General features: G+C 71.5%; 15 protein-coding genes. 5 read left to right on the forward strand and 10 right to left on the reverse strand.

The window, feature by feature from the left end; genetic code table 11:
• Nucleotides 1-12 precede the first annotated feature (12 nt).
• Genes E0493_RS05820 through E0493_RS05830 form a run of 3 tightly spaced genes read left to right on the forward strand, consistent with a single transcriptional unit; the run spans nucleotide 13 to nucleotide 3099 of the window.
• Complete coding sequence (locus E0493_RS05820; RefSeq protein WP_160935991.1) at nucleotides 13-1014, forward strand: Bug family tripartite tricarboxylate transporter substrate binding protein; 1002 nt, start codon at nucleotides 13-15, stop codon at nucleotides 1012-1014.
• A 47-nt stretch (nucleotides 1015-1061) separates the two neighbouring features.
• Entirely contained in the window at nucleotides 1062-1568 is a 507-nt protein-coding gene (locus E0493_RS05825; RefSeq protein WP_160935992.1) for a tripartite tricarboxylate transporter TctB family protein, read from the forward strand.
• A gap of 13 nt (nucleotides 1569-1581) precedes the next feature.
• A complete protein-coding gene (locus E0493_RS05830; RefSeq protein ID WP_160935993.1) occupies nucleotides 1582-3099 on the forward strand; it encodes a tripartite tricarboxylate transporter permease in 1518 nt (505 codons plus the stop codon).
• Between the two features lie 286 nt (nucleotides 3100-3385).
• On the opposite strand, the gene E0493_RS05835 is transcribed toward E0493_RS05830, so the two are convergent.
• The 3 genes from E0493_RS05835 to E0493_RS05845 all read right to left on the reverse strand — a co-directional run bounded on the left by E0493_RS05835 (nucleotide 3386) and on the right by E0493_RS05845 (nucleotide 5594).
• The gene (locus E0493_RS05835; RefSeq protein ID WP_160935994.1) at nucleotides 3386-3799 is read right to left on the reverse strand and encodes a hypothetical protein; all 414 of its coding nucleotides are present in this window, start codon (nucleotides 3797-3799) and stop codon (nucleotides 3386-3388) included.
• Nucleotides 3800-3879: 80 nt separating this feature from the next.
• Nucleotides 3880-4713, reverse strand: coding sequence for an inositol monophosphatase family protein (locus E0493_RS05840; protein ID WP_160935995.1), 834 nt, complete (start codon nucleotides 4711-4713; stop codon nucleotides 3880-3882).
• Entirely contained in the window at nucleotides 4710-5594 is an 885-nt protein-coding gene (locus E0493_RS05845) for a diacylglycerol/lipid kinase family protein (protein WP_160935996.1), read from the reverse strand. Before E0493_RS05845 ends, E0493_RS05840 begins: the two co-directional genes overlap by 4 nt.
• A 136-nt stretch (nucleotides 5595-5730) precedes the next feature.
• Between E0493_RS05845 and E0493_RS05850 the strand changes: the two genes are divergently transcribed.
• Nucleotides 5731-5982: a hypothetical protein gene (locus E0493_RS05850; protein ID WP_160935997.1), complete on the forward strand. Its 252-nt coding sequence runs from the start codon at nucleotides 5731-5733 to the stop codon at nucleotides 5980-5982.
• A 56-nt stretch (nucleotides 5983-6038) separates the two neighbouring features.
• Here E0493_RS05850 and E0493_RS05855 read toward each other — a convergent pair whose 3' ends face one another.
• The 4 genes from E0493_RS05855 to E0493_RS05870 all read right to left on the reverse strand — a co-directional run bounded on the left by E0493_RS05855 (nucleotide 6039) and on the right by E0493_RS05870 (nucleotide 9058).
• Nucleotides 6039-6806 (reverse strand): SDR family NAD(P)-dependent oxidoreductase, encoded by a 768-nt coding sequence (locus E0493_RS05855; RefSeq protein WP_160935998.1) that lies wholly within the window; start codon nucleotides 6804-6806, stop codon nucleotides 6039-6041.
• Nucleotides 6807-6901: 95 nt separating this feature from the next.
• Nucleotides 6902-7066: a hypothetical protein gene (locus E0493_RS05860; protein WP_160935999.1), complete on the reverse strand. Its 165-nt coding sequence runs from the start codon at nucleotides 7064-7066 to the stop codon at nucleotides 6902-6904.
• A gap of 88 nt (nucleotides 7067-7154) precedes the next feature.
• Nucleotides 7155-8105: a glucokinase gene (glk, locus tag E0493_RS05865; RefSeq protein WP_160936000.1), complete on the reverse strand. Its 951-nt coding sequence runs from the start codon at nucleotides 8103-8105 to the stop codon at nucleotides 7155-7157.
• The gene (locus E0493_RS05870) at nucleotides 8102-9058 is read right to left on the reverse strand and encodes a 1-phosphofructokinase family hexose kinase (protein WP_160936001.1); all 957 of its coding nucleotides are present in this window, start codon (nucleotides 9056-9058) and stop codon (nucleotides 8102-8104) included. The genes glk and E0493_RS05870 overlap by 4 nt, the downstream gene beginning before the upstream one ends.
• Nucleotides 9059-9302: 244 nt before the next feature.
• Here E0493_RS05870 and E0493_RS05875 point away from each other — a divergent pair, with 244 nt between their 5' ends.
• A complete protein-coding gene (locus tag E0493_RS05875; protein ID WP_160936002.1) occupies nucleotides 9303-10145 on the forward strand; it encodes an esterase/lipase family protein in 843 nt (280 codons plus the stop codon).
• 381 nt (nucleotides 10146-10526) lie between these two features.
• Here the strand turns inward: E0493_RS05875 and E0493_RS05880 are convergent, their stop codons facing one another.
• From E0493_RS05880 to E0493_RS05890, 3 genes are all read right to left on the reverse strand, one after another.
• On the reverse strand, nucleotides 10527-11324 hold the full coding sequence (locus E0493_RS05880) for an ABC transporter ATP-binding protein (protein ID WP_160936003.1): 798 nt from the start codon (nucleotides 11322-11324) through the stop codon (nucleotides 10527-10529).
• Nucleotides 11325-11427: 103 nt separating this feature from the next.
• On the reverse strand, nucleotides 11428-12306 hold the full coding sequence (locus E0493_RS05885) for an ABC transporter ATP-binding protein (RefSeq protein WP_160936004.1): 879 nt from the start codon (nucleotides 12304-12306) through the stop codon (nucleotides 11428-11430).
• Nucleotides 12299-13216 (reverse strand): ABC transporter permease, encoded by a 918-nt coding sequence (locus E0493_RS05890; protein ID WP_160936005.1) that lies wholly within the window; start codon nucleotides 13214-13216, stop codon nucleotides 12299-12301. Before E0493_RS05890 ends, E0493_RS05885 begins: the two co-directional genes overlap by 8 nt.

The following is a 13216-nucleotide window of genomic DNA, read 5'->3' on the forward strand; positions in this document are numbered from 1 at the left end:
GAACAACGGATCATGCGCATGACCATCGCGGCGTTCGGCGCCGTTCTCGGCCTGAGTGCCACGCTGCCGGCGGCGGTCGCCGCCGAATGGAAGCCCACCAAGCCCGTGGAGTTCGTCGTCGCCTCCGGTCCCGGCGGCGGCACCGACAACTTCGCCCGCACGGTGCAGGCCATCATCGGCAAATACGACCTGCTGCCGGTCTCGGTCATCGTCTCGAACAAGGGCGGCGGCTCCGGCGCCGAGGGCTTCGTCTACACGAAGCTGGCCGGGGGCGACACGCACAAGCTGATCTTCGGCACCTCCAACGAGTGGCTGCTGCCGCTGGTCTCCAAGGTGGCCTGGAAGCCCGAGGAGCTGACGCCCGTCGCCGCCATGGCCTTTGACGAGTTCGTCCTCTGGACCAAGGCCGACGCGCCCTACAAGGACGCGGCGGACTACGTGAAGGCGCTGAAGGCCGCGCCCGAGGGCAAGTTCCGCATGGGCGGCGCGCAGTCCAAGGATACCGACCAGATCCTCACCCGGCTGATCGAGAAGGGCATCGGTGCCCGCTGGACCTATGTGCCCTTCCGCTCCGGCGGCGAGGCCGGCGTGCAGCTCGCCGGCGGCCACATCGACTCCAACGTGAACAACCCTTCCGAGAGCCTGGGCGCCTGGCGCGGCGGACAGGTGAAGCCGCTCTGCGTCTTTTCGCCGGAGCGCCTGCCGGAGGGGCCGGCGGTCACCGAGGGCAAGGGCTGGCACGACATTCCGACCTGCAAGGAGGAAGGCATCCCGGTCGCCGAGTACCGCATGCCGCGCACCGTCTTCCTGCCGCCCAAGGTCTCCGACGGGGTGCGCGAATACTACGAGGGCGTGCTCCGCCGCGTCGCCGAGACGCCGGAATGGAAGGAGTTCGTCACCCGCACCTCGCAGACCGCCCGCTTCATGGACGCCGAGCAGCTCAAGACCTTCATGGCCAAGGACCAGAAGAGCTCGACCGAGCTGTTCCGCGAGGAAGGCTGGCTGGTGAACTGAGGCGCCGGGCGGACGCGCCGGGCTGACGGGCAGGGGAGGACCGCGCCATGGACGAGAGCACCGAGGACAGCCCGCTGCTGTCCCGCCTCGCGCTCGAGCTGCTGGGGGCGCTCGTCGTCCTTGGCTTCGGCATCACGGTGGCGATGGGGGCGCTGGAGCACCCCGTCGCCTGGTCGGACCAGGGGCCGCAGGCCGGAACCCTGCCTTTCTGGCTCGGCGTCATCGCCATCCTGGCCAGCCTGGGCATCGCTGGCCAGGCTCTGGCGCAACGCCGCGTGCTGGCGGCGCAGGGCGTGCTGGGGCGGCAGGCGGCGCTGCGCATCGGCCGCTTCCTGCTGCCGATCGTCGCGCTGGTGGCGCTCGCCGTCCCGCTCGGCCTCTACCTGACCATGGCGCTCTACCTCGCGGGGATGCTGCTCTGGCAGGGCCATGGGTGGAAGGCGGCGCTGCTCACCGCGGCCGCCGCCGTCCTCTTCAGCTGGTTCGCCTTCGAGCACTGGTTCATGCTGCCGCTGCCCAAGGGACCCATCGAAGCCTGGCTCGGCCTGTACTGAGGAACAACGGCGCATGGAAAACCTTGAAGCGCTGATGCACGGCTTCACCGTCGCGCTGACCGTGCACCACATGGCGCTGATGATCGGTGGCGTGCTGCTGGGCATCCTGGTCGGCGTGCTGCCGGGGCTGGGAGCACCGAACGGCGTCACGCTGCTGCTGCCGCTGACCTTCACCATGGACCCGGTCTCGGCCATCATCCTGCTGACCAGCACCTACTGGGGGGCGCTGTTCGGCGGCTCGACCACCTCCATCCTGTTCAACATCCCCGGCGAGCCATCCTCCGTCGCCACCACCTTCGACGGGCACCCGATGGCGCGCCAGGGCCGCGCGGCCGAGGCGCTGACCACCGCCTTCCTGTCGGCCGGCTTCGGCGCGCTGGTGGGCATCGTCACCATCACGCTGCTGTCCAGCTTCGTCGCCAGCTTCGCGCTGCGCTTCGCGCCGCCGGAATATTTCGCGGTCTATTTCCTCGCCTTCGCCTCCTTTGTCGCCTTCGGCGGCGGCAAGCCGCTCAAGACCATCGTCTCCATTGTCACCGGCTTCGCGCTGGCGACGGTCGGCATGGACATCGTCTCCGGCGGCATGCGGCTGACCTTCGACATGCCGGAGCTGATCCGCGGCGTCAGCTTCCTGGTGGTGGTGATCGGGCTTTTCGGCATCGGCGAGCTGCTGCTGACCATGGAGGAGACGCTGGAGTTCCGCCCGGTCTCCGCGCATCTCTCGCCGCGCGCGGTGCTGCAGGCGGCGGCGCGGCTGCCGCGCTACTGGGTGGCGCTGCTGCGTTCGGCGGCCATCGGCGTCTGGATGGGCATCACGCCCGGCGGGCCGACGGCGGCCTCCTTCATGTCCTATGGCATCGCCCGGCGCTTCTCGCGCAACGGCGCGCGCTTCGGGCGCGGCGAGCCGGAAGGCATCGTCTCCCCCGAGACCGCCGACCACGCCGCCGGCACCGCCGCCATGCTGCCGATGCTGGCGCTGGGCGTGCCCAGCTCGGCCACCGCCGCGGTGATGCTGGGCGGCCTGATGATCTGGGGCCTCAACCCGGGGCCGATGCTGTTCATCGAGCAGCGCGACTTCGTCTGGGGCATGATCTCCTCGCTCTACCTGTCCAACGTCGTGGCGGTGGTGCTGGTGCTGGCGACGGTGCCGCTCTTCGCCGCCATCCTGCGCCTGCCCTTCACCGTGGTGGCGCCGCTGATCGTGGTGATCTGCGCCATCAGCGCCTGGAGCGTCGCCAGCGCCGGCTTCGACCTCTGGCTGATGCTGGTCTTCGGCCTGGTCGGCTGGGGCATGAAGAAGCTCGATTACCCGATCGCGCCGCTGGTGCTGGCCATGGTGATCGGCGACAAGGCGGAGGACGCCTTTCGCCAGTCCATGATCATCAGCCATGGCTCCTTCGGCATCTTCTGGGGGAACGCGCTGGTGGGCGGCATTTCCACCCTCGCCATCCTGTTCCTGCTCTGGCCGGTGGTGACGCTGATCCGGCGCCCGGCACGGGCGGAACCCGGCCCCGCGGAACATCTGTCGTGAAAACTCCGGGGGAAATGAATTCCCCCGGTTTCGGTGGCACCCGCGGGCGATGCGGCCTGCCACCGTCGCCCGTCATCGGCTGGCGGCGCACGGCGGAAAGTTTGAGCGGCTAAGGCGGTCGCTCTGTCACAGGAGCGTAGCAAACCGTGGAATCCGCCTGAGTCGCCACCCGGTTTTCCCGGTTGTCCACCAGCTTTTCCACAGGCATGTCCACCCGATCTGGGGATAAGGGCGCTGCCGCCGGCCAGCTTTCCAGCCTGGCCGCCTGTTGCGCCGCAGCGCGGCGCTATTGCGCCAGGGATTGCCGCAGATCGCCGACCGTGGCGCGCAGGGCCGCGGCCTTCGCCGCCACCTCGGGGCGCAGCAGGAAGGTGCGCAGCCTGCTGTGGATGTCGGCGGAAGCCGCATCGCCGCCGCCCTCCACGAGGTGCAGCGCATCGGCCAGGAAGCCCTGCATGGCCTCGGGAGAAGGCGTGGCGCCCTTCGCTCCCGCCTCGTCGATCCGCAGCATCAGGTTGCTGAAGCCGCGCAGCCAGGCGAAGTCGGGGTCGTGCATCACCGCCTGCAGCAAGGCGTAGGGGTTGCTGGCCAGGGGGCTGCCGGCCGCCTGGGCGTTCAGCAGGGCACGGTGCAGGTCGGCCAGGGCGGCGCTCAGGCGGCGGTGCGGGGGCGGAGCGGGGCGGGTGGGGCTTTGGGGCATCGGAAGGCCTTGTCGGAGGGAAGGGAAGGTCCTCGGACTGCCTAGCCGCACGGGCGGCGCGAGGCGAGCGGCGACCAGGGTCAGGAGGTCAGTTCGCAGAGTTGCCGGACCGCCTCCGGCCGCCCCAGGATCACCGGGCGGCGCCACTGCCCGGGATCGCCGTCGGGCGCCTCGGCGGCGAAGTCCGCGAAAGGCTTCCAGCCCTCCGGTCCCAGCGTGCGGATCTCGCCGCCGGTGGCGCGCACCAGCGCGAAGCCGCCAGCCACATCCCAGGCATTCGGCCGCTCGAAGCGGGCCACATCCATCACGCCGGCGGCGATGAAGGCGCATTCGATGGCCGCCGAGCCGGTCCGCCGCGCCTCCCAGGCTTCCGGCGAGCGCGGCGAGGCGTCCACGAAGCCGCCCAGCCGCCGCCGCACCGCCGGATTGAAAAGCGGCTGCACCGGCTCCTCCTCGAAGAACAGGCCGCCGCCGCGCATTGCATGGTAGACGCCGGCACGCAGCGCGTGGCTGGCGGCGCACCAGACCGCCCCGGCGACCGGCGCGCCGTCCAGCAGCACGCCGATGGAACCGGCATAGAGCGGAAAGCCGTTGATGTAGTTGGCGGTGCCGTCCACCGGGTCCACCGCCCAGAGGAAGCGGCTGCCGCGCGCCGGGCGTTCACCCGACTCCTCGCCGAGCACGTCATGCTCCGGGAAATGCTCCGCCAGATGCGCGCGGATCATCGCCTCCACCGCCTGGTCCACCTCGGAAACGGGATCCCTCAGGCTTTCCCCGCCATGCCCGCCGGGCTTGTAGCGGACTTCCGGCGTGCGGCGGAGCCCGGCAGCCATCTCCCGTCCCGCCAGCCGGGCGAGGTCGAGCGCCACCGCGCCGATCCGCTCCAGGGTTTCCTGCGGCAGCGCATCGCTCATGCTGAACTCCTTTCTGCGATTTCCGTGCTGGGCGGAACCAGCACCTGAAGCGCCTCGGCTTCCGGTTCGAGGCTGGCGGTGGAGGGCTGCTCATGCGGCATGCTCTCGTCGTCCAGGCGGATCGGGCCGCGGGGCCAGTCCACGGCGATGCGGCGGCCACGCCAGCTCTCCACCGGCGGCGGCCCCGCATCGGGCGCCTCCAGCCAGGCCAGCATGGCCTCGCGGCGCCCGGGAGGCAGGCTGACGACGTCCAGCCTGCCGTCGCCCGGTGCCGCTTCCGGCGCCAGTGGCAGGTTCGGGCCGAACAGGCCGATGTTCATGACCTCCAGGAACAGCGTTTCCACCTCGCGGCCCTTGCCGTCGATGGTCACGCAGGCGCGCAGCGGCTCCGCGGCCGAAAGAACGGCGCGAAAGGCGGCGCGGCCGGCCTCGACGCCCTTCAGCCCCTTCTGGTCGGCCCGCTCGACGGCCCGCGCGAAGGCGCCGAAGCCCGCCGCCTCGATGAAGCGGCGCCCTCCCCAGGGGCCGGTGGCGCGGATGCGGTTCAGCGGGCGGCGCTGGGCGGTGCGCCAGTTGGCGGCGAAGGCTTCCGGCGTCCCCCAGCTGCCAAGCGCGCGCGCGAGGTTGTTGGCCGTTCCCAGCGGCAGGATGGCGATGGGCAGCCGGTGGTCCCGCAGGCGGGTCGCGACCTTGCCCACCGTGCCGTCGCCGCCGGCGACGATGGCCAGCCCCTGCGCGGCTTCCAGCGCTTCGCGGAACCGCTCGCCCTTGGTGTTGCAGGGCCGGGCTGCCAGTCCGGCCGCCCGCAGCAGCTTCACCAGCGCTTCCGGGGAATGCCCTTCATCGCCGGCAGCGGGGTTGTGGAACAGTGTGGCGTCCATGCGGGCATGAACACCCGCCGGCGCGATGCGTTCCCGAAACGCTGCCGGGGCGTGCGGCGCATGGCTTCGGTTAAGAAACGCTTAACCGCATGGCCTCACCCTAACAGCCCTAACTAACCTGAAGTGGCAGCTGGCCGTGGAACAAGACGTCTATCGCGAACCTTCCGCCGAATTTAGCGCAGCGCTTGCCGCTGCGGCCGCCCGCAACACGCCGGAGGCCATCGAGCATGTCGCCGGCTGGATCGCCGATCACGCCCGGCTGGCGATCGAGGGCAGCGTGGAACTGCTGCCGGGGGATCTCGCCCTGACCGCCGGTGTTCTGCTGGCGATCGCGCAGGAGATGCGGCACGCACGCGTCGCGCCGCTGCGGCTCGTCGCCGCGCGCTGATCCCCGCGCGAGGCGAGCCGGGAACAGAGGGCTGCCCGGCTCTCCCCGCCTGCCGGTCAGGCGCCGCCCCAGTTCATCATCAGCCCGCCATCGATCACCCAGGTCTGGCCGGTGACGTAGTCGCCCGTGTCGGCGGCGAGAAACAGCGCGAGCTGCGCGATTTCTCCGGGCTGGCCGGCCCGGTGCCACGGGATCGCGGCGAAGGAGGATTCGCGCTCCTTCGGATCGTCGAGGCGCTTCTGCGTCATCGGCGTCTGGATCATGCCGGGAGCGATGTTGTTGACGTTGATCTTGTCCTCCGCCAGCTCCCGCGCCAGGCTGCGGGTGAGTGATCCCACCGCCGCCTTGGCCATGCCGTAGGGTGCGCTTTCCGGCGTCGGCAGGAACTGCGCCACCGAGCTGATGTTGACGATGCGGCCACGGCCGCCGTGCTGTCGGCGAAGGCGGATGAAGGCGCGGCAGCAGAACAGCGGGCCCTTCATGTCGGTGCGCAGGACGCGTTCCAGCGTTTCGTCGTCCAGTTCGGCAACGGGCATGTCCGACATCCCGGTGCCGGCATTGTTCACCAGCAGCTCGGGAACGCCAAGGCCGGCGGCCGCCCGGAACAGCGAATCGACCGAGGCCGGGTCGCCGACGTCGCACTGCACGACCAGCGCGCGCCTTCCTGCGGCCTGCACGCGGCGCCCGGTCTCCTCGCCGCCTTCCCGGTCATGGTAGTAGCTGAGGCAGACATCCGCCCCCTGCTGCGCGAACAGCTCGGCGATGGCGCGGCCGATGCCGGAATCCGCACCGGTGATGATGGCGAGCTTGCCGTCCAGTCTCATGCGTCTCTCCTGCCTTTGCGGATCAACCGGCAGGCGGCGCGGCGGTCGCACCGGCGCCGGTCACATCCACCGGCGCCGGCGCAACGCGCGGGCGGCTAGCGGAACTCCCAGTCGCGTTCCTCCTCGCGGCCGGGCAGCTCGGTGACCGCCTCCGAAACCACCACCGAAAGCAGCTCGTCCAGCGTGGTGCCCAGCTCGCTCGCCCGGCGTTCGATCTCCTCGGCGAGACTCTCTGGCAGCTCGATCCTCATCTCCGTCATCGCGGTTACCCTGGTCCCCGGTTGCACCGGAACAAGAACGCCTGTCCCGCCCACTGGATGCGCACCCGCCCCGCGATGTCGCCCCGATTCAGCCGGCGGTGAGGCGGGGACGATAGGCGGCGGCGCCGAGCAGACCGGTATGCGGGCGCAACACCTGCACAACAGGCACCGCTTCCAGCAGCCCGCCGAAGCGCCCCTTCGCGTGGAAGGCGGCCAGCAGGGCCTCCCGGTCCAGCAATGGGCCAAGGTTCCGGCAGAGGCCGCCGGCGAGGTAGACGCCGCCCTCGGCGAGCAGCGTCAACGCCAGGTTCCCGGCGGTCGCGCCGAGGATGGCGGAGAACAGCCGCAACGCCTCGGCGCAGACGGGGTCGCCGCCCGAGGCCGCCAGCCGGCTGACATCTGCCGGGTTCTCCACCGGCACCGGCCTGCCGCGGATCTCGCCCAGGCTGCGGGCGATCTGCAGGAGGCCCGGGCCGGAGAGCAGCCGTTCGGTGGAGACGTGCCCGCCATGGAGCGGCCGCATCCGCTGCAGGATCTCGGCCTGCAGCGCGTCCTGCGGGGCGAAGGAGGCGTGGCCGCCCTCGCTGGGCAGGATATGGGGCACGCCGCCTTCCCGCAGCACGAAGGCGACGCCCAGGCCGGTGCCGGGCCCCAGCACCACCAGCGGCCGCTCCGGCTGCGGCTGGCCGGGCTTGAGCACCCGCAGGTCCTCCGCCGACATCAGGCCGATGGCGGCCGCCTGGGCGACGAAGTCGTTGATCACCGTCAGCCGCTCCAGGCCCAGCGCGCGCTGCGCCTCCCGCACCGAGAAATGCCAGTCGTTGTTGGTGAAGGTGATGGCATCGCCGCCCACCGGCGTGGCGACGGCAAAGACCGCCTCCTCCACATGGCGGCCCTCCAGGTAGGCACGGGCGGCGGCCACCACGCCGGGATGGTCGGCCACCGCCAGCTTGCGCTCCTCCCGCGGCGGGCCGCCATCCTCGCTCAGCGCGAAACGGGCATTGGTGCCGCCGAGATCCGCCAGCAGCCGCCGGGTCACGGCAGGATCCCCGCCATCTGCGGCACGGAGGTGATGCGGGCGCGCAGCGCGCCCACTTCCGCCCGCGTGGGATGCGCCGTGCCGGCATTGGAAACCGCCGCCGCTCCGGCAGCGACGCCCCAGGCAAAGGCGTCCGTGGGCATGTCGCCGCGGGCCAGGGCGAGCGTCATGGCGGCGAGGAAGCTGTCCCCCGCGCCCACCGCGCCGCGCACCACCACGTCGAGCGCCGGCAGGCGCAGCGTGCCGTCCGCCGTGGCCAGCAATGCGCCGTCGCCCCCCAGCGTCACCGCCACCATCCGGGCGCCGCCGCCGCGGACCACTTCCATCGCCGCCGCTTCCTGCGCCGCCGCCTCGCGCAGCGGCCGGCCCATCAGCGTCTCGAACTCGCCAAGGCTCGGCTTGATCAGCTCCAGCCCACCCTGCCGCAGCGCCAGCTCCAGCCCCTCGCCGGACGTGTCGAGCACGCAGTGCAGCCCCTGCCGGGAAGCCTGGGCGGCCAGCCGGGCGTAGAAGTCGGCCGGCACGCCGGGCGGCAGGCTGCCGCTGGCCACCAGCCAGCCTTCGCGCAACTCGGCCATGGCGGCCAGGGCGGCCTCCCATTCCGGCGCGGAAATGGCCGGCCCCTCCGCCACGAAGCGGTATTCCAGCCCGGTTTTCCGCTCCAGCACCGTATGGCTGATGCGGGTGCGCCCGGCGATCGGGATGGCGCGGTGCGGCACGCCGCCTTCCTCCAGCAGCTCCTCCAGGAACCGCCCGGTGACGCCTCCGGCCAGGATGATGGCGAGCGTCTCCCCGCCCAGCTCCCGCACCACCCGCGCCACGTTGACGCCGCCGCCGCCGGGATCCTGCCGCTCGCCATGGGTGCGGATCTTGCGGACCGGATGCACTGTCTCGGCCTCGCTGGCGAGGTCGATGGTGGGGTTCAGGGTCAGGGTCGCTACGAACGAGGACATCGTGCCGGCACTCCTTGCTGGCCCCGACATATGGCGCGGGACTTGGTGTGTGTCATGGCGTGAGGCGGCGGAAGCCCGAAGGGTTGCCCCGCCCATGCCTCACCGCATCTTTACGAAGCCCTGGCGGCACCACGATATTGTTGCGGTTCGGCCCAGCCCGGAAGGAAGGCTCCTTGCGCACCACGCCCCGCCCACGTGTTTCCGTTCTGGCCGGCGCCCATGGGCGCCATGGAGGCTCCGGGCGATGCGCGTGAAGATGCGCACGCGGCGGTTCACGGGTGTGTTCCAGCCCTGGACGGATATCTGGTCCCGCTCCGGCTGGCGGGTGCAGACGCATTGCAAGACCGGCCTCGGCCGGGCGGTGGACCCCTTCGGTGGCATCGCGCTGACCGGGGCGGCGGAGGCCTGCCTCGCGCAGGCGTCGCGCCTGGCGCGCCCCGCCGGCTGCCGCCGCGCGGTGGTGGTGCTGCATGGGCTCGGGCACCATCCCGGCGGCATGGCGCGGATGGCCGGCGCGCTGGCCGATACCGGCTGGGCGGTGGCGAATATCGGCTATGCCAGCCTGCGGCAGTCCCTGGAGCACCATGCGCGTGCGGCCAGCCGCGTTGCCGCCGCGCTGGCGGAGGATGGGGCCGGCGAAGTCGCCTTTGTCGGGCACAGTCTGGGCGGGCTGGTGGCGCGGGCCGCCATGGCGCGCGCCGCCGAGGATGGCTGGCGGCCGGGGCGGCTGGTGCTGATCGGCTCGCCCGCGCGGGGTGCCGGAATCGCGGGGATGGCCACCCGGGTGGCCGCCTACCGGGCGCTGACCGGAAGCTGCGGCCAGACGGTGACGCCCGCGGGCGCGGCCTTGGTGCCTGTGCCGGATTGCCGTGGCCTGGCGGTGATCGCCGGAGGCACGGGCGGACGGGGCTTCAACCCGTTGCTGCCCGGCGACAACGACGGCATTGTCACCGTCGAGGAGACCCGCCTTCCCGGCCGGGAGGATGCCTTCACCCGCGTGCGCGCCCTGCACACGCCGCTGGCCGCCAGCCCCGGCGCCGTGATCTCGGCGATGAGCTTTCTGGAAAGCGGCCGGATGGCGGCCTGAGCACCCAGGGCCAAGGGGCTCGCTGCCGCAAAGCCTGCTTCTTCCGCGGCCGGTCTTCCGGCCGGAGAGCGGAGGCGGAACGCGGCGCTGACTTGGGGATGGGGAGGGTGCGGCCTTCCCGGCGCCTCTCTGGAGGAGGCGAGCATGCTCAACACCCGGGCCGTGCCCGCACGGGGTCGCAGCGGGCGCATGGGCGGCCAGGCCTGCCCGCGGGAACGCCGCCGTGAACGACGCGGACGCGCCCGCCGCTCCTCCGAACGACCGGTTGCCGCCGAAGCTGGCGCGGCTTCCGTTCGCCTTGGCGCACTTCAGCCGCTCCAGCCTTCTGTTTTGACGCGCATCTTCACCCAACCAGCCGGTGCCATCTGATCGGGATCTGCTCTAAGCCTCCGCGAAGGTGTCCTGCTCGGCGGCAGGCCGGTACCCGATGCTGGCGGCGAGAAGGGCCCGGCTGTACGGATCCGTCGCCTGCCCGGCGCGCAGCGCCGCGGCCGTCATTTCCTCGACGATGCGGCCGCCGTTCATGATGGCCAGCCGCTCGCAGAGATGCGCCACCACCGCGAGGTCGTGGCTGACCATCACGTAGGTGAGGCCCCGCTCGGCGCGCAGCCGGTGCAGGAGGTTGAGGATCTCGGCCTGCACGGAAACGTCGAGCGCGCTGGTCGGCTCGTCCAGCAGCAGGATCTTCGGCTCCAGGATCAGGCAGCGCGCGATGGCGACGCGTTGCCGCTGCCCGCCGGAGAGCTGGTGCGGGTAGCGGAAGCGGAAGGCGGGCCCGAGCCCCACCGCCCGCAGCACCTCGTCCACCCGCTGCTGCGGCCGGTCGAGCCCATGGATGACCAGGGGCTCCAGCAGCACCTGGTTGACCATCTTGCGCGGGTGCAGCGAGCCGTAGGGATCCTGGAAGACCATCTGCGTCTGCCGGAAGAACGCCTTGTCCCGCACCGCCGGCAGTTCCTGCCCGTGCAGCAGGATGGCGCCCCGGTACTCCGTGTTCAGGCCGGATAGGGCGCGGAGCACGGTGGACTTGCCCGAACCGGACTCGCCGATCAGCCCATAGGCCTCGCCCGGCGCGACGCGGAAGGCGACGCGCTGCACGGCGTGATTCGCCTTGGCGCCGCGGCCGAAGGTGATGTTGAGGTCGATGACCTCCAGCGCCGGCGGGATGGGAAGCGTCATGCCGTGTGAACCCTGGTCCAAGAGGCCGGGGGCGGGAATTCCCCAGGAACACACGGAAAAAAGAAGGGGGTTCGGGGGAATCCCTTCCTCCGATCTTGCTTTTTCATGCCAGCGCCTCCAGCCGATAGGTCGGCCCATCCCGCCAGGCGGGGTCGCGCGTCGGCACCGCCAGCTCCTCCACGGGCTGGTCGAGCCGCGGCAGGCTGCGCAGCAGGGCCTGGGTATAGGGATGCCGTGCGCTGTGCAGGTCCGCCGCGCGCAGCTCCTCGACGATCCGCCCGGCATACATCACCAGCACGCGGTCGCAGAACTCGGCGACGAGGTTGAGGTCGTGGCTGATGAAGATGAGGCCGACGCCGCGCCGCGACACTAGCTCGTCGAGGATGGTGAGCACCTGCCGGCGGATGGTGACGTCCAGCGCCGAGGTCGGCTCGTCGGCGATGATGAGGTCCGGCTCGGTGACCAGCATCATGGCGATCATGATGCGCTGGCCCATGCCGCCGGAAACCTCGTGCGGGTAGAGGTCAAAGACGCGGCGGGGGTCGCGGATATGCACCGCCTCCAGCATGGCCATCGCCTTGGCGTTGGCCTCGGCGCGGCCGGCGCGCTGGTGCAGCCGGCAGGTCTCGGCGATCTGGTGGCCGACGCGCATCAGCGGGTTCAGCGAGTATTTCGGGTCCTGCAAGATCATTGAGATGCGGGCGCCGCGCAGGCCGCGCATCCGCCGCTCCGAGGCGGCCAGGAGGTCGATGCCGGCGAAGTCCAGCCGCTCGGCGGTGACGCGCGCCGCCTTGGGCGAGAGCTTCAGCAGCGCGCGGCCCGTCATGGACTTGCCGGAGCCGCTTTCGCCGACGATGCCGAGCTTCTCGCGGCCGACGTCGAAGGATACGCCGCGCACCGCCTCGATGGGGCCGCTGGGGGAGGGAAAGGCGATGCGCAGGCCGCGCACGCGGATCAGGGGGGAGGTATCCGGGTCAGCCATGGCGCGGGTCCAGGATGTCGCGCAGCCCGTCGCCGAACAGGTTGAAGGCGAGGCTGGTGAACAGGATGGCGCAGCCGGGGATGGCGGCGATCCACCAGCTCGTCATGACGAACTGCCGCCCCGTGGAGAGCATGGCGCCCCATTCCGGGCTGGGCGGCTGCGCGCCGAGGCCGAGGAAGCCGAGGCCCGCGGCGGTGAGGATGATGCCCGCCATGTTCAGCGTGATGCGGACGATGACCGAGGGCAGGCACATCGGCACGACATGGTGCAGGATGATGCGCAGGCGGGAGGCGCCCTGCAGCCGCACGGCGGCGATGTAGTCGGACTTGCGCACCGTCAGCGTCTCGGCCCGCGCCAGCCGCGCGATCGGCGGCCAGGCGGCGAGCGAGATGGCGATGATGGCGTTCTCGATCCCCGGGCCGAGCGCGGCGACGAAGGCCAGCGCCAGGATCAGGCTGGGAAAGGAGAGAAAGATGTCCACCAGCCGCATCAGGATGGTGTCGGTCCAGCCGCCGAGATAGCCGGCGGTGGTGCCGATGACGAGCCCCAGCGGCGCCGCGATCAGCGCCGCCAGGAAGGCGATGTAGAGGGTGATGCGGGAGCCGAAGACGAGGCGGCTGTAGATGTCGCGCCCGAGGTCGTCGGTGCCGAGCCAGTGCGCGGCGGAGGGCGGCCGCAGCCGCGCCGTCAGGTCCTGGGCGTAGATGTCATGCGTGGCCAGCAAGGGAGCGGAAACGGCCACGGCGACCAGCAGCAGCAGGATCGCCGCGCCGGCCAGCGCCGGCGGGTTGCTGCGCAGCCGGCGCCAGCCGAGCCAGAGCGCCTGCATCCGCGCCTGGAAGGGCGAGGCGGGCACCGGCGCGCGCAGCCAGGCGCCGAGCGAGGAGGTGGGGAGGGAGGCGTCGGACAT

The organism is Teichococcus coralli, from assembly GCF_009829925.1.
GTDB lineage: Bacteria > Pseudomonadota > Alphaproteobacteria > Acetobacterales > Acetobacteraceae > Pseudoroseomonas > Pseudoroseomonas coralli.

What these genes read in the sequence shown, in the direction of transcription:
- E0493_RS05820 (WP_160935991.1), top strand. Translation starts at nt 13, where the DNA reads ATGCGCATGACCATCGCGGCGTTCGGCGCCGTTCTCGGCCTGAGTGCC.
- E0493_RS05825 (WP_160935992.1), top strand. Translation starts at nt 1,062, where the DNA reads ATGGACGAGAGCACCGAGGACAGCCCGCTGCTGTCCCGCCTCGCGCTC.
- E0493_RS05830 (WP_160935993.1), top strand. Translation starts at nt 1,582, where the DNA reads ATGGAAAACCTTGAAGCGCTGATGCACGGCTTCACCGTCGCGCTGACC.
- E0493_RS05835 (WP_160935994.1), bottom strand. Translation starts at nt 3,799, where the DNA reads ATGCCCCAAAGCCCCACCCGCCCCGCTCCGCCCCCGCACCGCCGCCTG.
- E0493_RS05840 (WP_160935995.1), bottom strand. Translation starts at nt 4,713, where the DNA reads ATGAGCGATGCGCTGCCGCAGGAAACCCTGGAGCGGATCGGCGCGGTG.
- E0493_RS05845 (WP_160935996.1), bottom strand. Translation starts at nt 5,594, where the DNA reads ATGGACGCCACACTGTTCCACAACCCCGCTGCCGGCGATGAAGGGCAT.
- E0493_RS05855 (WP_160935998.1), bottom strand. Translation starts at nt 6,806, where the DNA reads ATGAGACTGGACGGCAAGCTCGCCATCATCACCGGTGCGGATTCCGGC.
- E0493_RS05860 (WP_160935999.1), bottom strand. Translation starts at nt 7,066, where the DNA reads ATGACGGAGATGAGGATCGAGCTGCCAGAGAGTCTCGCCGAGGAGATC.
- E0493_RS05870 (WP_160936001.1), bottom strand. Translation starts at nt 9,058, where the DNA reads ATGTCCTCGTTCGTAGCGACCCTGACCCTGAACCCCACCATCGACCTC.
- E0493_RS05875 (WP_160936002.1), top strand. Translation starts at nt 9,303, where the DNA reads ATGCGCGTGAAGATGCGCACGCGGCGGTTCACGGGTGTGTTCCAGCCC.
- E0493_RS05880 (WP_160936003.1), bottom strand. Translation starts at nt 11,324, where the DNA reads ATGACGCTTCCCATCCCGCCGGCGCTGGAGGTCATCGACCTCAACATC.
- E0493_RS05885 (WP_160936004.1), bottom strand. Translation starts at nt 12,306, where the DNA reads ATGGCTGACCCGGATACCTCCCCCCTGATCCGCGTGCGCGGCCTGCGC.
- E0493_RS05890 (WP_160936005.1), bottom strand. Translation starts at nt 13,216, where the DNA reads ATGTCCGACGCCTCCCTCCCCACCTCCTCGCTCGGCGCCTGGCTGCGC.